This is a genomic window from Plantactinospora sp. CNZ320 (assembly GCF_002846275.1).
This window is the reverse complement of the sequence record NZ_PJMP01000001.1, coordinates 2,015,001-2,030,996: the sequence shown is the minus strand read 5'-3', so window position 1 is coordinate 2,030,996 and position 15,996 is coordinate 2,015,001. Positions and strand designations below refer to the sequence as shown.

14 protein-coding genes (1 of these 14 cut by a window edge) are annotated in these 15,996 nt (G+C 73.7%); 8 read left to right on the top strand and 6 right to left on the bottom strand.

Annotation, left to right across the window (positions count from 1 at the left end):
* The first annotated feature begins 25 nt into the window (after positions 1-25).
* Both argH and CLT71_RS08705 read left to right on the top strand, forming a co-directional pair.
* Positions 26-1,492, top strand: coding sequence for an argininosuccinate lyase (gene argH / locus CLT71_RS08710; protein WP_101371268.1), 1,467 nt, complete (start codon positions 26-28; stop codon positions 1,490-1,492).
* A 110-nt stretch (positions 1,493-1,602) separates the two neighbouring features.
* On the top strand, positions 1,603-2,340 hold the full coding sequence (locus tag CLT71_RS08705) for a hypothetical protein (protein WP_101366658.1): 738 nt from the start codon (positions 1,603-1,605) through the stop codon (positions 2,338-2,340).
* Positions 2,341-2,368: 28 nt separating this feature from the next.
* Here CLT71_RS08705 and CLT71_RS08700 read toward each other — a convergent pair whose 3' ends face one another.
* Complete coding sequence (locus CLT71_RS08700; protein ID WP_101366657.1) at positions 2,369-2,809, bottom strand: hypothetical protein; 441 nt, start codon at positions 2,807-2,809, stop codon at positions 2,369-2,371.
* Between the two features lie 373 nt (positions 2,810-3,182).
* Here CLT71_RS08700 and CLT71_RS08695 point away from each other — a divergent pair, with 373 nt between their 5' ends.
* Entirely contained in the window at positions 3,183-3,812 is a 630-nt protein-coding gene (locus CLT71_RS08695) for a DNA-3-methyladenine glycosylase (protein ID WP_101366656.1), read from the top strand.
* Between the two features lie 5 nt (positions 3,813-3,817).
* On the opposite strand, the gene CLT71_RS08690 is transcribed toward CLT71_RS08695, so the two are convergent.
* A complete protein-coding gene (locus tag CLT71_RS08690) occupies positions 3,818-5,071 on the bottom strand; it encodes an MFS transporter (protein ID WP_101366655.1) in 1,254 nt (417 codons plus the stop codon).
* Positions 5,072-5,147: 76 nt separating this feature from the next.
* On the opposite strand from CLT71_RS08690, the gene CLT71_RS08685 reads away from it, so the two are divergent.
* A complete protein-coding gene (locus tag CLT71_RS08685) occupies positions 5,148-6,038 on the top strand; it encodes a winged helix-turn-helix transcriptional regulator (RefSeq protein ID WP_101366654.1) in 891 nt (296 codons plus the stop codon).
* A gap of 153 nt (positions 6,039-6,191) precedes the next feature.
* Positions 6,192-6,917, top strand: coding sequence for an FKBP-type peptidyl-prolyl cis-trans isomerase (locus tag CLT71_RS08680; RefSeq protein WP_101366653.1), 726 nt, complete (start codon positions 6,192-6,194; stop codon positions 6,915-6,917).
* An 80-nt stretch (positions 6,918-6,997) separates the two neighbouring features.
* On the opposite strand, the gene CLT71_RS08675 is transcribed toward CLT71_RS08680, so the two are convergent.
* The 3 genes from CLT71_RS08675 to CLT71_RS08665 all read right to left on the bottom strand — a co-directional run bounded on the left by CLT71_RS08675 (position 6,998) and on the right by CLT71_RS08665 (position 11,348).
* On the bottom strand, positions 6,998-7,951 hold the full coding sequence (locus CLT71_RS08675) for a sulfite exporter TauE/SafE family protein (protein WP_101366652.1): 954 nt from the start codon (positions 7,949-7,951) through the stop codon (positions 6,998-7,000).
* A 161-nt stretch (positions 7,952-8,112) separates the two neighbouring features.
* On the bottom strand, positions 8,113-10,593 hold the full coding sequence (locus CLT71_RS08670) for an FtsX-like permease family protein (protein ID WP_101366651.1): 2,481 nt from the start codon (positions 10,591-10,593) through the stop codon (positions 8,113-8,115).
* Entirely contained in the window at positions 10,587-11,348 is a 762-nt protein-coding gene (locus CLT71_RS08665; protein ID WP_101366650.1) for an ABC transporter ATP-binding protein, read from the bottom strand. The genes CLT71_RS08670 and CLT71_RS08665 overlap by 7 nt, the downstream gene beginning before the upstream one ends.
* 167 nt (positions 11,349-11,515) lie before the next feature.
* On the opposite strand from CLT71_RS08665, the gene CLT71_RS08660 reads away from it, so the two are divergent.
* A complete protein-coding gene (locus CLT71_RS08660) occupies positions 11,516-12,823 on the top strand; it encodes a sensor histidine kinase (RefSeq protein ID WP_199187557.1) in 1,308 nt (435 codons plus the stop codon).
* Positions 12,820-13,494, top strand: a complete 675-nt coding sequence (locus CLT71_RS08655; protein WP_101366649.1) for a response regulator transcription factor — start codon at positions 12,820-12,822, stop codon at positions 13,492-13,494. The genes CLT71_RS08660 and CLT71_RS08655 overlap by 4 nt, the downstream gene beginning before the upstream one ends.
* A 114-nt stretch (positions 13,495-13,608) precedes the next feature.
* On the opposite strand, the gene CLT71_RS08650 is transcribed toward CLT71_RS08655, so the two are convergent.
* Positions 13,609-15,813 carry an alpha-galactosidase gene (locus tag CLT71_RS08650; protein ID WP_486483150.1) on the bottom strand — a complete coding sequence of 735 codons (2,205 nt, stop codon included), beginning with the start codon at positions 15,811-15,813 and terminating at the stop codon, positions 13,609-13,611.
* Between the two features lie 172 nt (positions 15,814-15,985).
* Here CLT71_RS08650 and tyrS point away from each other — a divergent pair, with 172 nt between their 5' ends.
* Positions 15,986-15,996 carry the beginning of a tyrosine--tRNA ligase gene (gene tyrS, locus CLT71_RS08645; RefSeq protein WP_101366648.1) on the top strand. 1,291 nt of this gene lie beyond the right edge of the window, so the window shows 11 of its 1,302 coding nt (coding positions 1-11); the start codon lies at positions 15,986-15,988; the stop codon falls past the right edge of the window.

The following is a 15,996-nucleotide window of genomic DNA, read 5'->3' as shown; positions in this document are numbered from 1 at the left end:
CGAGCGAAAGGCAAGCTCAGCAATGATGGTCGGCGTGGACGACAAGAGCCTGACTGAGAACAGCGCCGGAACCAACCGTACGAGCCTGTGGGGTGGCCGGTTCGCCGGTGGCCCGGCCGAGGCGTTGGCCCGGCTCTCGGTCAGCGTCCAGTTCGACTGGCGGCTCGCCCCGTACGACCTGGCCGGCTCCCGGGCACACGCCCGGGTGCTGGCCGCGGCCGGCCTGCTCGACCCGGACGAGTTGGGCCGGATGCTGGCCGCGCTGGACGACCTGGAGGCGGCGGTGCGCACCGGCACCTTCCGGCCCACCGTCGAGGACGAGGACGTGCACACCGCGCTCGAACGTGGCCTGCTGGAGCGTCTCGGCACGCTCGGCGGCAAGCTGCGGGCCGGCCGGTCCCGCAACGACCAGGTCGCCACCGACCTGCGGCTCTATCTGCGCGACCACGCCCGTGGGCTGGCCGCCCGGATCGTCGGGCTGGCCGACGCGCTGGTCGAGCAGGCGGCCCGCAACCTGGAGACCCCGGCGCCGGGGATGACCCACGTGCAGCACGCCCAGCCGGTCACCTTCGGCCACTGGCTGCTGGCGCACGTCCAGCCGCTGCTGCGGGACCTGGACCGGCTGCGCGACTGGGACCACCGGGCGGCGGTGAGTCCGCTCGGCGCGGGGGCGCTGGCCGGCTCCGGGCTGCCGCTTGACCCGGTGGCGGTCTCCAAGGAGCTGGGTTTCCGGACCTCGTTCGCCAACTCGATGGACGCGGTCGCCGACCGGGACTTCGTGGCCGAGTTCCTCTTCGTCACCGCGCTGCTCGGGGTGCACCTGTCCCGGCTCGGCGAGGAGGTGGTGATGTGGACCTCGCAGGAGTTCGGCTGGGTGGAGCTGGACGACTCCTTCGCCACCGGTTCGTCGATCATGCCGCAGAAGAAGAACGCCGACGTCGCCGAGCTGGCCCGGGGCAAGTCCGGTCGGCTTATCGGCGGGCTGGTCGCCGTACTGACCATGCTCAAGGGGCTGCCGATGGCGTACGACCGGGACATGCAGGAGGACAAGGAACCGGCGTTCGACGCGATCGACACCCTCGACCTGGTGCTGCCGGCGCTGGCCGGGATGGTCTCCACGATGACCGTCCGGGTGGACCGGCTCGCCGCCGCCGCCCCGGTCGGCTTCTCGCTGGCCACCGAGGTCGCCGACTGGCTGGTCCGCAAGGGGGTGCCGTTCCGGGAGGCGCACGAGGTGACCGGCCGGCTGGTGGCGCTCTGCGTGGCCCGGGACTGCGAGCTGGACGAGGTCTCCGACGAGGATCTGGGGCTGGTCAGCGAGCATCTCGACCCCGGGGTCCGGGACGTGCTCTCGGTCCGGTCCGCGCTGGCCGCCCGGACCACGCCCGGCTCGACCGGGCCCGGACCGGTCTCCGACCAGCTCGCCGCCGCCTCCGACCAGCTCGACGGCTGGCGGCAGTGGGCGACGGAACAGGTCGTCCCGGCTGGCTGACCGAGGCGTCGCGTTCTCCCCGGCTGCCGATGCCGGCTCGTTGTGAACCTCAGGTTTACAGTGCTACCGTTCTCGCTGTAAACCTGAGGTTGTCAGCGAGGAGTGGTGTGATGTCGCGGGTACGCCGGCCGGACGGGTGGTTCGACAAGCTCTCCGAGGAGGAGTACGACAGGTTCGCCGGTCTCGTCGAGGAGTTCAGCCGGCGGCTCACCGGGCTGCTGGCCGACCATCCGTCGTTCGCCGCCCCGGAGCCCGGGCCGAAGCCCGGCGACGTCGACGACGAGCGGATCCGTCGCGCGGCGTACCTGCGGCGGGTCGGGGCCGGTCAGGCCGCGCAGGTGCTGCTCGCCGAGGTGGCCGCCGGCTGTGCCGCCGAGGACGCCTCGGACGCGGTCTGGCTCGGTGCCAGCCTCGCCGACCTGGGCGAGGTGACCGGCAGCAGTCGACAGGCCGCCCGGAAGCGCTGGCCCGAGCTGGGCCGGATCCACCGGGTCCGGCGCTGGGTGTCGGGGCACGCCGACGACCTGGAGACGGTGCTCCGGATGGTCCTCGACCAGGCATCCCGGTACACCGCACCGGAGGGTGCCACCGACACTCTCGACCGGGCGCTACGCGAGCTGGACGCCGCCCTCGTCGAGACGTTGCGTTGCCGCGACTCGGGTTCGGTGCTGGATCCCGTCACCGGGCGGCCGGTCCGGTGGCGCCGACTCGCCGACGCGGTCGACCAGCACCTTCGTACCCTGGTCGAGCTGGCCGGTGCGACGACGCCGGAGGCCGAGACGGCGCTCGCCGCCGCCCGGGGCGTCCTGGCACACCACGACGCGGTCGTGCTGGCCGCCGAGAGTTGAGCCGGATCGACCGAGCCGGTCGGCCGGATCAACCGGCTTCCGGCGGGTTGGACCGCCGGGCGCGTTCCGGTTTGCTCCGTTGCCGGGGCACGGTCCGGCCGGTCGAGCCGTCCCGGCCGGTCGAGCCGTCCCGGCCGGTCGAGCCGTCCCGGCCGGTCGAGCCGTTTCGGGCGGCGGTACCGCGGTCGGGGGCGCCGTCGGGGTGAACCGAGCGGTGGTGGCCGTTCTCCGGGCAGGGCAGCGCGGCGACCCTGACCAGGGCGTCCAGGTGACCGAGCGGGGTACCGTCGTTGGCCAGCCGCTGGCCGCTGATCCAGACCCACTGGTTGTCGTAGTACGTCGACAGGTCGAGCCGGACGAACTCGACCATGAGCCGGAGCCGGTGGCCGCCGTACCGCCAGTCCTCCTTGGCCAGGTCGAGCACGGTGCCGGGAGGTACGTTCGGCGCGGCGGACGGGACGGCGCTCATCGGAACCGCCGGGCCGGGGTGTTGCGGCGTACGCCGACGTTGGCACAGGCCGGGCAGCTCAGGCCACCACCACACTCCGCACACCAGCGGCGGGATGTTCGGTAGGTACACAGGCCGGCGATGAAACCCAACGCCATCCCGGCCAACCCTGCCGCGGTGACATACATGATGGGTCCTCCAATTCGGCGACTGAAAGTTACCTTTACGTCGCCTGTCGCAACCTGCAAGGCGGTGCGTCGAGATCCCGAACGAGTGAGCAATTGAGCATCATGAATCATCGGTTGCATGCGGCCGGGGAATCTACGTCTGGTACGTCCGGCGGCGTCACCGCTGTTGATTTGCCGATCACCGGGTGTCGGCGTTTGCTGGACCGGTGGACTACTCGTGGCTGCACGCACCTGCTGCTCAGGTGCCCGAGACCGCGCAGACGCTTCTCGGTTGGGAGATCACCGCCGGTGGTGTCCGCGTCAGGCTGACCGAGGCCGAGGCGTACGCGGGCACGGGGGAGGACCCGGCGTCGCACGCGCATCGGGGCCCGACTCCTCGTACCAGGGTCATGTTCGGGCCTGCCGGTCACGCCTACACATATTTCGTCTTCGGCGTTCACTGGTGCCTGAACGTGGTCTGCGGTGCCGAGGGGGAGGCGGCGGCCGTGTTGCTGCGCGCCGGCGAGGTCATTGACGGTCTGGACATCGCCCGGAAGCGCAGGGGGGAGGTGCCCGATCGTGACCTCGCGCGCGGGCCGGCTCGGCTGGTGGTCGCGCTCGGGATCACCGCGACCGCCAACGGCACGTCCATGATCGATGGCAACGGTCCGCTCCTGCTGACGCCGCCGACCCGCCCGGTCCCGAGGTCGGCCATCTCTGCCGGCCCACGGGTCGGGGTAGCGGCGGCACATGACGTCCCGTGGCGCTTCTGGATCACCGACGACGCCACCGTCAGCAGCTATCGGCGGCACGTGCCCCGTCGGCGGGGTGCGGGAAACTCCCCACGGATGGGGTAGTCCGGTCAGTCGACCAAGTGCTTGCGCTCCGCTGGCGTCCGCTGTCCTCCGATCCGGGCGGTCAGGGCGGTCAGGGTGGTCCGGGCGGTCAGGGTGGTCCGGGTGGGGCGGATGTTCCGGCGCCGGCCCGTGCCCCAGGCGACCAGGCCGGCGGTGACCGCCGCGACCGCGCACAGTGGCCAGAGCAGCCCGGGTGCGGTGCTGTAGACCAGGGCGCCGACCGGCGGGGCCAGGATGGTGCCGCTGGTCGCGGCCCCCATGTAGAGACCCTGGTACCGCCCGACCAGGCCGGGCGGGGCGGCGTCGAGCACGTGCGCGGTGGCCGTCGTCTTGTAGAGGATCTCCCCGCAGGTCAGCACCACCGTCGCGGCCACCAGCAGCCAGACGGCGGTGCCCAGGGTGAAGAGGCCGAAGCCGAGCCCGACCAGGCAGTAGCCGGCGCCGATCAGCACCAGTGCCGGGCGCCGGCGCAGCACCATCGTCACCGGGATCTCCAGGCAGAGGATCATCGCCGAGCCGAGCGCGATCAGGGCGGCGTAGAGGCCGACGGGCCGGCCCTGGTCCCGCAGCCAGAGCGGAAACGTCGAGTAGAGCTGCCGGTAGACCACGTCCACCACCACGACGGCCGGCAGCAGGATCAGCAGGCCACGATCGGCGCGGACCGCCCGCCACAGCGCCGGTGGCCGGTCGTGCCGGTGGTCGGGGCGCGGCGGGTCCGCCGGCAGCAGCCGCGCGGTCGCCGCCCGGACCAACAGGGTGCAGACGCCGTCGAGCACGAAGAGCCAACTGAAGCTGTACGTCGTGAGCAGCGCACCGAGTGGCGGCCCGATCACGCACCCGGCGTTGAAGGCGGCGCGGGTGATCGCCACCGCCCGCCGCCGCTCCCCGGCCGGTACGGCGAGGGCGACAAGCGCACCCTGGGCGACTCCCGAGGCGGCACCGGCGTACCCGACCAGCGGGGTGACCAGGCCGAGGGCCGCTGTCGGCAGCCAGGGGATCGCCAGGGTACCCAGCCCGGCGACCGCCGACGCGGCCAGCAGTGCCCGCCGGTGCCCGAACCGGTCACCGAACCAGCCGCCGGTGAAGTTGCCGAGCAGCATCCCCGCGCCGAGCGCCCCACTGATCAGCCCGGCCTGCCCGACCGGCAGTCCGCGTGGGCCGGTGAGGTAGAGGAAGAGGAAGAAGGCGACGAACGAGCCGGCGGCGTTGACGAACCGGCCGGCGGCGAGGGTCCAGACGACCCGGGGTACGTCACGCATCGCTGCCTCCAACCGTTCGCGGAGACAGCGTAGAACAGGTGAGTCTCTTTTGGGAACTGACTATAGGGTTGCCGGCATGGGACGCAGGACGGGCGGTGGTGATCCGGATTGCGCGATCGCGCACGCCAGCGAGGTGATCGGGGACTGGTGGAGCCTGCTGCTGCTGCGCGACGTGGCCCGGGGGCGGCACCGGTTCGAGGAGCTGCGCTCCGGCCTCGGTGTCTCCCGGAAGGTGCTCACCGAGCGGTTGCACCGGCTGGTCGAGGACGGGGTGCTCCAGCGGCACCCGTACTCCGACCGGCCGCCCCGGTACGAGTACCGGCTGACCGACCGGGGGAGGGGCGCGCTGCCGATCCTGGTCGCCCTACAGGACTGGGGCGACCGGTGGCTGCTCGGCGACGGCGGGACGACCGCCACCACCACCGGTACCGACACCGCGGAGGCGAGGCGGATCGCCGCCCTCGTCGGTACCCGGATCCCGGACCTGACCGGTTTCGACCCGGTGGCCGCGACCCCGTTCACGGTGCTGTACTGCTATCCCGGCACCGGGATGCCGGGCGGCGCCGAGATACCCGGCGCGTCGGGCTGCACCCTCGAATCCTGCACCTACCGGGACCGGCTGGACGAGTTCGCCCGGCTCGGGGCGGCGGTGCGCGGGGTGAGCACCCAGCGCCCCGCCGAGCAGGCCGCCTTCGCCGCCGCCGAGCGGATCCAGTTTCCGCTCCTCTCCGATGCCGAACTCGAACTCGCCAGCGCGCTGCGGCTGCCGACCTTCCGGGCCGGCGGCACCGTACGCCTGAAGCGGCTGACCCTGGTCGTCGACGCCGGCCGTACCGTCCGGGCGGTGCACTACCCGATCCCGGACGTCACCGGCGGGGTCGCCGAGACCCTGCGCCTGGTACGGGCGCTGGCATCCGGTACCAGCGCACCGGCGGGCGGCGATAGAACGGACAGAGCGGACATCTGACGCGCCGGGTCGGCAACCTCCACCGACCACGGGCAGGTCCCGCCGGACCGAGCCGACGTCGGCAGCATCGACGCGGGTACGGTGTGCGGAGCCGTTCGACGGGCCGACGGCGTCCCGCCCTACTCCATTTCCCCCCGAGGAGTGCAAGATCAGATGAGCGATCCGGTCCAGACCCCCGAGCAGCCGGGGCCGACGAGCCAGCGGCGTCCGACCAAGCAGGAGCGCCGGGCCGCCGCGGAGGCGGCTGCGGCCCAGCTCGCCGCGAACCGGGCCCGTGTGCAGCGGGTGGCCGGTGGGACCGTCGGAATCCTCCTGGCCGGGCTGGGTGTCGCCGCCGTCGTCGTGCTGCCGCAGGTGATGGAGGACGCGCCCAGTTCGTCGGCCGCGCCGGTGGCGAGTGCGACAACTCCGCCGGCCCCGACCGCCCCGCCGCAGTCGACCGCCCAGCCGGAGCCGACCGGCGCGCCGGAGAGCCCGGGGGCGCCGTCCCGGCCGCCGGCCGACCTTGATCCCCGGCTGGCGCAGCGGCCCACCGTCGAGGCCGGCAGCGGCGAGTTGACCAAGCTCACGGTGACTCCGCTGATCGAGGGCACCGGCCCGGCGGTACGGGCCGGTCAGACGATCACGGTCAACTACGTCGGTGTCTACTACGAGACCGGACAGGAGTTCGACGCCTCCTGGAACCGGGGCCAGCCGTACCCGACCCCGATCGGTGTCGGCGCCGTCCTCCCCGGCTGGGACCAGGGCCTGGTCGGGGTCAAGGCGGGCAGCCGGGTGCAGCTCGACATCCCGGCCGACCTCGCCTACGGCGACAACCCGACCGAAGGCCAGCCGGCCGGCCCGCTCCGGTTCGTCGTGGACATCCTGGCGGTGCAGTAGCCCGTCCGGGCAGCAACCGAACGACGGCGGCCGTGACCAGGAAGGTCACGGCCGCCGGGTACGTCTGACGCGCCCTCGACTCAGGCCGGGGTGGGCGTGGAACTCTTCTCGCTGGGCTCGGCCTCGGCGGCCGGCGCGACGGTCTCGACCGCCTCGACGCTCTCCTCGTCCCGGTGTGCCCGGTACTGCCGGATCGAGTACGCCAGCGCGAGCGCCCAGACCAGGTAGATCACCGCGTAGACGCTGTAGCGCACCCCGTCCGGCGCGTCGATCCAGTCGCTGCGCAGCAGGGTCCGGACATTCGTCACGATGATCACGCCACCGACCGCCGAGCCGAGGATCCGGGGCGGGATGTGCCGGACCAGCCAGGCGGCGATCGGTGCGGCGATCACACCGCCGAGCAGCAGCGCGAGGACCCAGGTGAAGTTGACGTTCTCGCTGCCGAGCCCGACCAGGAAGCCGAGGCTCGCGGCCACCGCGACCAGGAACTCGCTGGTGTCGATCGAGCCGATCACCTTGCGGGGCGCCATCCGGCCGCTGGCCAGGATCGCCGGGGTGCCGACCGGCCCCCAGCCACCGCCACCTGTCGAGTCGACGAAGCCGGCGACCAGGCCGAGCGGGGCCAGGAACCGCTTGCGCAGCGGCTGGCCCAGGCGGTCCCGGGGGATCCCCGCCGCGGTGAACCGGACCAGGATGTAGATCCCGAGGGTGAGCAGCAGCAGTGCCATGACCGGCGCGGCGACCTCGGTGGAGAGGCTTGACAGGAAGGTGGCACCGGCGAAGGCGCCGACCGCCCCCGGTATGCCGATCTTGGCGACCACCTTCCAGTCGACATTGCCGAACCGCCAGTGCGCGGCGCCGGAGGCGAGGGTGGTGCCGATCTCGGCCAGGTGCACGGTGGCGGACGCGGCAGCCGGGTTGGTGCCGATCGCCAGCAGCAGGGTGGTCGAGGTCACGCCGTACGCCATGCCGAGGCTGCCGTCGACGAGCTGCGCACCGAGCCCCACCAGGGCGAGGAGCAGAAGTTTTCGCACGGGCGTTCCTTCCCGGAAGGTGGTCGAGGCACCTTGTACCGACGCGGCGCTGCGCCCAATCCCCATCTAACCCATAGGGATTGTTGACCCGGTCGGCCGGCTAGTCAACCCCGTGGCGGCACCGATTGGCACCGCCACGGGTCCTCCGACCGCTCCCGGGGTTACTCCACCCGTGACCCGGCGCCGGCCGGACCGGCCCGCAGGATCAGCCGGGCCGGCAGCACGCTGGCGGCCAGGGCCAGCACCACGCATCCGGCAACCACCAGCCCGATCGTCCGACCGGGCACCACCAGCTCGACCGGTACCCCGAGCAGCTCGCTCAGGGCCGAGCGGATCGCCAGCAGCGCGACCGCCGGCACCAGCAGGCCGAGCACGGTACCGATCGCCAGCACCAACCCCGACTCGGCGGCCACCGCGCCGAGCACCTGCCGGACGGTGGCACCGGCCCGGAGCAGCAACAGCAGCTCCCTGGCCCGGTGCACGGTCGCCATCAGCAGCGTGTTGGCCAGTGCGATCGCGGTGTAGCCGGCGGAGACCCCGATCAGGATCAGCGTGGCCAGCCAGACCAGCCGGTCCTCGGCCGCGTCCCGCTCCGCCGCGTACTCCGCGACACCGACCAGCCGGGCCCCGAGTACGCCCCGGTCGGCACCGCCGTCGTCCTGCCCGGCGGTCGCCGAACTGAATACCGCCTCGGTGAGCGCCGACGGATCGTGTGCCCGCACCACCTCCCGGGGCAGCAGCAACTGCGCCGGGATGGAGCCGTCGGCTACCACCGCCACCACCCGGACCGGCCCGCGGGTGCCGTCCGGATAGCCGAGCGTCGGGGTGTCCCCCGCCGACCAGCCCAGCCGCTCGGCGAGCCCGGCGGTGACGACCGCGGTCCCCGGTCCCCGGAGGCCGGCGAAGTCCCCGGCGACCACCCGCAGTCGCCCGTTCACCCGGGCGAACCCGACCGGCTCCACCCCGGCGACGGCGACCGGCTCACCGGCAGCGGTCGGCGCACCACCGGGCGGGTCGGCGTACACGGTGCTGGGCAGCAGCGCGGTGCCGGTGACCGTGGCGACCGCCGCGTCCGACAGTCCGGGCGTACCGGCCGGGACGAGCACCGAACCGGCCCGGATGGTCGCGGCGTCCTCGCTGGCGTACGCGCCGGTCGACGTCGCCACCGAACCGGCGATCAGCACCGCGAACCCGACCGTGAGCAGCATCGGTGCCGACGTCGACGCAGTACGCCGCACCGCCGTCAGCGCGTTGCGTCGCACCAGCATCCCGGTCGCACCCCGCAGCCGCTCCAACGGCCAGGTGAGCGCGTACGTCAGCGGCGGCACCAGCACCGGGGCGAGCAGGGTCAGCCCACCGGTCAGCGCGATCGACGCGTACAGCGCGTAGTTGACGATCTCGTCCGGCCCCGCCCCGGCCAGCAGTACCGTCAACAGCAGCCCGAGGGCGGTGACGAGGATCCCGCCGATCCACCGGGAGCGGGACATCGGACGCCGGTCCACCACCGCCTCCCGTAGCGCCTCCAGTGGACGTACCCGACCGGCCCGGCGGGACGCCGACCAGACCCCGAGCAGGGCGACGACCAGCCCCACCAGATAGGCGGCGGCCGGTGGCCAGGGCCCGATCCGTACCCGGAACCCGACCGGCTGGAAACCGGCGTCGATCAGCAGGGCACCGAAGGCGGGCGCACAGGCGACCCCGAGCAGCGCCCCCACGGCCGCCGCGACGGCACCCACGGCCAGCGCCTCGGCGTACATCAGCCGGCGCAACTGTCCCGGGGTGGCGCCGACGGTACGCAGCAGCCCGAACTCGCGGCGCCGTTGGGCGACCCCGAACGCGAAGGTGGAGGCGACGACGAAGATCGAGACGAATCCGGCGAGCGCCGTCATCGCGGTCAGCACCTGCATGCCGATCCAGCGGGTGCGGGTGTCCCGGGGCGGCTCGACCTGCGCCCGGTCGGCGCCGGTCAGCACCGTGCCGTCCCGGCCGACGACGGCCTCGGCCGCCGCGCGGACAGCCGCCGGGTCGGCGTCGCCGGAGAGCACCAGACCGATCAGCCGGACGCCCCGGGCCAGTGGCGCGGCGACCGGATCGGCGAGGTAGAAGCCGGGCCCGTCCACGGTGCCGACCACCGTGTACCCGGCCGGCCCGGTCGCGGTCAACAGGGTGACCCGATCACCCGGGTCGAGCCCGAGGGCGCTGTCCAGCACCACCTCGTCCGGCCGGGCCGGTGCGCTTCCCGCCACCAGCCGGTACGGCGCGAGCGCCGCGCTCGACCAGCCGTGCCCCTGCGGGGCACCGAGCGGGGGTTCGCCGACCGGTCGGCCGTCGAGCACCGCCTGGGCGTAGAACGACCGGTCGGGTACCGCCGCGGTGACCCCGCCGATCGCGGCGAGCCGCCCGGTCAGCTCGGCGGTCCGCTCCGGCGACCACGGGCGGCGCTCGTGGAAGGTACCCGGGATCCCCTGCACGGTGGGTCCGGCGACCAGCACCGCCGCCCCGGCGTACCGGTCCGGCACCCGGGGTTGCGCGGAGACCAGGATCAGCGCGGTCATCGACATCAGCGCCACGCCGAGGCAGAGCGCGACGAACGGACCGAGCAGCCCGGTCCACCGGGCGCGCAGCGTGGCGAGGCTCAGCATGCCGGCTCCAGCCTGGTCATCCGGGCCGCGATGGTCTCCGCCGCCAGGTCGCCGCCGAGTTCGTCCACCACCCGGCCGTCGGCGAGCAGCACGACCCGGTCGGCGTAGGCGGCGGCCACCGGGTCGTGCGTCACCATCACCACCGTCTGCCGATGCTGGTCGACCAGGCCGCGCAGCAGCCGCAGGATGTCCCGGGAGGTCCGGGTGTCCAGCGCGCCGGTCGGCTCGTCGGCGAAGAGCACCGCCGGCCGGCTGATCAGGGCGCGGGCGATCGCCACCCGCTGCTGCTCGCCGCCGGAGAGTTCGTCGGGGCGGTGCCGGCCCCGCCCGGTCAGCCCGACCTCGGCCAGCGTCGCGTCCAGCTCGGCCGGATCGGACCGCCTGCCGGCCAGCCGCAGCGGCAGCGCCACGTTCTGCGCCGCGGTCAGCGCCGGCACCAGGTTGTACGACTGGAAGACGAACCCGACCCGGTCCCGGCGCAGCAGGGTCAGCGCGGTCTCGCCGAGGGTGCCGAGGTCGGTGCCGTCGATGGTGACGGTGCCGCTGGTCGGCCTGTCGAGCCCGGCGGCGCAGTGCAGCAGGGTCGACTTGCCGGAGCCGGACGGCCCCATCACGGCGGTGAAGGTGCCCCGGTCGAAGTGGACGGTCACCCCGTCCAGCGCGGCCACCCGCCCGGCCCCGGTGCCGTACGCCCGGACGACCTCCCGCAGCCGCACGGCAGCGGTCAGGTCGGTTGTTTCCGCTCGTCGTGTCATGCCGTCGAAGATCGGGCATCGGCGGCCCTCGGCACATCGGAGCGGAGCCGTCAGTTCCGGCCCGGCCCAGCGGGCTACCCCGGCGGCTCGACCCTCGCCGGGTCAGACCCGGGGATGACCCGCCCAGGGTGGACGCGACCGGGCGGGCGGCCCGCTACGGTCGACGGATGAGCGTCGTCCACCCGCGTCCGCTGCTGACCCGCCGGCTGCGCATGGTCGACCTGATCGCCCTGGACGTGCTGGCGGCGCTCGGCCTGGCGGTGGTCTGCGGGTACGCCGCCGCCGACCCGCCCGCGGCGACCGGATATCCCGATCCGCTGGTCCGGGAACCGGTCTGGCTCTCCCTGCTCTTCATGGTCGTCATCACGGCGCCGATCGCGGTACGCCGGCGCTGGCCCGTACCGGTGCTGGCGGTGGTGACGGTCAGCGCGTGCAGCTCGGTACTCGTCGAGGTGGTGCCGGTGTACGCCTCGATCTCGGTCTTCCTCGCGGTCTCCTTCGCGCTCTACCAGGTGGCGCTCGTCACCGAGCTGCGCCGCTCGGTACCGGCCCTGCTGCTGGTGCTGGCCGGTGTCGTGGTCGCGGTGTTCCCGAAGGCCTCGGACTGGGACGAGCTGATCGCCGGGCTCGGCTTCCTGATGCTGCTCGTGACCGCCACCTGGATCCTCGGCCGGGCGGTACGCGAGCGGCGCGCCTACGCCTCCCGGTCGGCGGCGGAGCTGGCCCGGCAGGCGACTGTCGACGAGCGGCTGCGGATCAGCCGGGAACTGCACGACATCGTGGCGCACAGCATGAGCGTGATCACGGTGAAGGCGGCGATCGCCAACCACGTGGCGGAGTCCCGGCCGCAGGAGGTCCGGGACGCGCTGCGGGACATCGAGGCGACCAGCCGCAGCGCGCTGGCGGAGCTGCGCCGTACCCTCGGCGTGCTGCGCAGCGGCGCACCGGGTACCCCTGTCGAGTTCGCGCCCGCGCCGGGCCTGGCCGACCTGCCGGGCCTGCTGGACCGGGCGACGGCGGCCGGGATCACCGCGGAGCTGGTGCTTGAGCTGCCCGCCGGGATGGAGCCGCCGGAGGACATCGGCCGCTCGGCGTACCGGATCGTCCAGGAGGCACTCACCAACGTGGTCAAGCACGCCGGCCCGGTGCGGTGCCGGGTCGAGGTGACCGCCGCCGATGCCGAGCTGCGGGTCGAGGTGACCAACGGGCCCGGTCGACCCGTCCGGGCGGCCGATCCGAAGGGGCAGGGCCTGATCGGCATGCGCGAGCGGGTCAACCTCTACGTGGGTACCTTCGAGTCCGGGCCGACCGCCGACGGCGGTTTCCGGGTCGCGGCCAGACTGCCGTACCCGCCGGTCGGGCGCCTGATCCCGCTGCCCGAGGCGACCTGGGTGCCAGACCCGGTGCGCGGCGGCGCGCCGTCGGCGAGGGTCGAGGCGGGGCCGGTGGCCGGTCCGGCCGGAGGGGACCGGTGACCGCCCCGCCGATCCGGGTCTTGATCGCCGACGACCAGGCGCTGCTGCGGGGCAGTTTCCGGGTGCTGCTCGAGACGACGCCGGGGCTGACCGTGGTCGGCGAGGCCGGCACGGGCGCGGCAGCGGTCGAGCTGGCCGAGCGGGAGCGCCCGGACGTGGTGCTGATGGACGTCCGGATGCCGGAGCTGGACGGCATCGAGGCGACCCGGCGGATCGGCGCGTCGCCCGCCGCCGGTCAGGTCCGGGTGCTCATCCTCACCACCTTCGACCTCGACGAGTACGTCTACGCGGCGATCCGGGCCGGCGCGAGTGGCTTCCTGCTCAAGGACGCCCCGCCGGAGGACCTGTTGACGGCGATCCGGGTGGTCGCCGCCGGTGAGGGGCTGCTCGCCCCGACTGTGACCCGTCGACTCATCGCCGAGTTCGCCCGGTTACCCGAACCGGACCGCCCGGTGGCCCGGAAGCTGACCGGGGTGACCGACCGGGAGCGGGAGGTGCTGACCCTGATCGGACGCGGTCTGTCCAACTCGGAGATCGCGGATCACCTGCGGCTCAGCCCGGCCACGGTGAAGACGCACGTCGGCCGGCTGCTCGGCAAGCTGCACGCCCGGGACCGCGCCCAGCTCGTCATCGTCGCCTACCAGACCGGTCTGGTGGTGGCCAGCCGCTGACCGGCCCGCGCCGCCCCTTTGCCGGATCGGGGCGGGCCAGCGGTCACCGGTCATCCGTCGGTCCGGCTGGACGAGTGGTCAGCGGCCGTCGGTCGGGTCCGGGCGGGCCAGCGATCACCGGCCGTCCAGGTGCAGCAGCAGGAGCTGCTCCGGGTGCAGCGGCGGAGCCTGTAGGCCGGCGTTGCCGAGGCTGCGCCCGGTGAGTCGTACCCGCTCGGTGGTCCAGGCCGGCGGCGCCGGCAGCTGCCGGGCGGAGTCGCCCGGCGCGACCGCCCGGACCAGGTAGCGGCGGTCCGGATCGAGGCCGGGCAGGCGGACCGGTCCCGGGTTGGCGGTCGTCCCGGTCGCCACCGCGACGATCGCCATGATCGCCTCGGACCGGTCCGGCGCCACCACCCCGTGCACCCAGAGTGCCGGATCCGGATGGTCCACCCGGACCACCGTCCCGCCGTGCAGCAGCTCGCGGTGCCGCTTGTAGAGCGCCACCCACCAGGCCAGTTCCCGGCGCTGCCCGGCGGTGGCGGCGGTCAGGTCCCACTCGATGCCGAAGCTGCCGAAGAGGGCGGTACCGGCCCGGAAGCCGAGATCGTGGGTACGGCCCGTGGTGTGCGACCGGGCCGCGCCGACGTGTGCGCCGATCAGTTCCGGCGGCAGCAGGAGCTGGGTCCAGCGCTGGATCGACTGCCGCTCCAGGGCGTCGATGCAGTCGCTGCCCCAGATCCGGTCGGTCCGTTCCAGGATCCCGAGGTCGACCCGGCCACCGCCGGAGGAACACGACTCGATCTCCAGCCGGGGATGCCGTTCCCGCAGCGTGTCGAGGAGCCGGTAGGTCGCCAGGGTCTGCCGGTGCACCCCGGGCCGCCCGGACGGCTGGTGACCGGCGTCGAGCAGGTCCCGGTTGTGGTCCCACTTCAGGTAGTCGATGTCGTACTCCCGGACCAGCGCGTCGAGCCGCCCGAGCAGGTACTCGTACGCCTCCGGGTGGGTCAGGTCGAGCACCTGCTGCCAGCGGGCCGGCCGGGGCAGCCGTCCACCGGTACCGAGGATCCACTCCGGATGGGCCCGGGCCAGTTCCGAGTCGGGGTTCACCATCTCCGGCTCGACCCAGAGCCCGAACTCCAGCCCCAGCCCGCGTACGTGTGCGACGAGCGGATGCAGCCCGTCCGGCCAGACGGACGGGTCGACGTACCAGTCGCCGAGCCCGGCCCGGTCGTCGCGCCGGCCCAGGAACCAGCCGTCGTCCAGGACGAACCGCTCCGCCCCGACCTCGGCGGCGGCGTCGGCCAGCGCGGTGAGCCGGTCGAGGTCGTGGTCGAAGTAGACCGCCTCCCAGGTGTTCACCACCACCGGACGGGGTCGCCGCCCCGCCCGGCCCGACCGGCGCAGGTGCGCGTGGTACCGGGCCGACATCTCGTCCAACCCCCGCCCGTACGACGCGTAGAGCCAGGGCGTCCGGTAGCGCTCGCCCGGCGCCAGCGCGATCTCTCCGGGCAGCAGCAGCTCACCGGCGGCGAGCAGCGCCTCGCCGTCCGGGGTCCGTTCGGCGTGCAGCCGGTGGTTACCGCTCCAGCCGAGGTGCACCCCCCAGACCTCGCCGGTCCGGAAGCCGAACCCGGCGGTACCGGCCACCATCAGCAGCGAGGCGTCCAGTCCCGGCTTGCCCCGGCGGCTCTCCCGGGACCGGCTGCCGACGGTGAACGGGCTCCGCTGCGGGCTGCGTTCCCGGCACCATCGCCCGGTCAGGTCGAGCAGTTCGTCGGCGTGCGGCGGCACCGGCAGCCCGAGCAGCAGCCCGTCCAGCTGGTAGGTGTCGGCGTCCGCCGGGTTGGTCAGCTCGGCGCGGAGCCGGAGCAGGCCGGCCGGATCCAGTTCGATCTCGATGACCAGCTCGAGCCGGGCGGCGTCGTCCGTGGCGGTCACCACGATCGTCGCGGGCGTCCCGGCCGGTTCGGCGCCGGTTCCGCCAGGCTCGTCGCGCACCCGCAGGTCGGTGCGGCGGAACCGGGGTGACCAGTCGCGGCCGGCGCGGTGGCCGGAGAGCCCGGGTGGCCCGAACCAGGCGTAGGTGTGCTCGGGCAGGATCCCCACCGGCCGGCCATCAGGGGTTCCCGGCCGGGACGGCCGGCGCAGCGCGGCGCCGAGACCGTCGAGGTCCGGCCCGGTGAGCGCCCCCAGGTCGGCGCCCCAGTGCAGCACCGCCGGTACTCCCGGATCGGTGGCGTCCAGCAGCAGGCTGACTCCGGCCCGGCGCAGGTGGAGCAGGCCGCCGCCGGTGGCGGGGCTCGGTGCCGGCTGGCGGGTCTGACTAGGCACGGTCACGGGGGTACGCCTCCACGGGTCCGAAGGATTGTCACGCCCTGACCGGGCTAGCGTCCCTTTGGCCGTACTGTCCCGTCAACGACGTCCCGTCCCACCACCGTCGTCCGGGGTGCTGCCGCCGGACGGGAAACCGGGTACGGGCCGACGGCCGGCATGGTGGACAATCTGCACCGTGACCGACAG

Excerpts from the sequence above, each read along its gene's own strand:
- CLT71_RS08680 (WP_101366653.1), top strand. The coding sequence starts at position 6,192 with ATGAGCGATCCGGTCCAGACCCCCGAGCAGCCGGGGCCGACGAGCCAG.
- CLT71_RS08700 (WP_101366657.1), bottom strand. The coding sequence starts at position 2,809 with ATGAGCGCCGTCCCGTCCGCCGCGCCGAACGTACCTCCCGGCACCGTG.
- CLT71_RS08690 (WP_101366655.1), bottom strand. The coding sequence starts at position 5,071 with ATGCGTGACGTACCCCGGGTCGTCTGGACCCTCGCCGCCGGCCGGTTC.
- CLT71_RS08660 (WP_199187557.1), top strand. The coding sequence starts at position 11,516 with ATGAGCGTCGTCCACCCGCGTCCGCTGCTGACCCGCCGGCTGCGCATG.
- argH (WP_101371268.1), top strand. The coding sequence starts at position 26 with ATGGTCGGCGTGGACGACAAGAGCCTGACTGAGAACAGCGCCGGAACC.
- CLT71_RS08665 (WP_101366650.1), bottom strand. The coding sequence starts at position 11,348 with ATGACACGACGAGCGGAAACAACCGACCTGACCGCTGCCGTGCGGCTG.
- CLT71_RS08705 (WP_101366658.1), top strand. The coding sequence starts at position 1,603 with ATGTCGCGGGTACGCCGGCCGGACGGGTGGTTCGACAAGCTCTCCGAG.
- CLT71_RS08670 (WP_101366651.1), bottom strand. The coding sequence starts at position 10,593 with ATGCTGAGCCTCGCCACGCTGCGCGCCCGGTGGACCGGGCTGCTCGGT.
- CLT71_RS08685 (WP_101366654.1), top strand. The coding sequence starts at position 5,148 with ATGGGACGCAGGACGGGCGGTGGTGATCCGGATTGCGCGATCGCGCAC.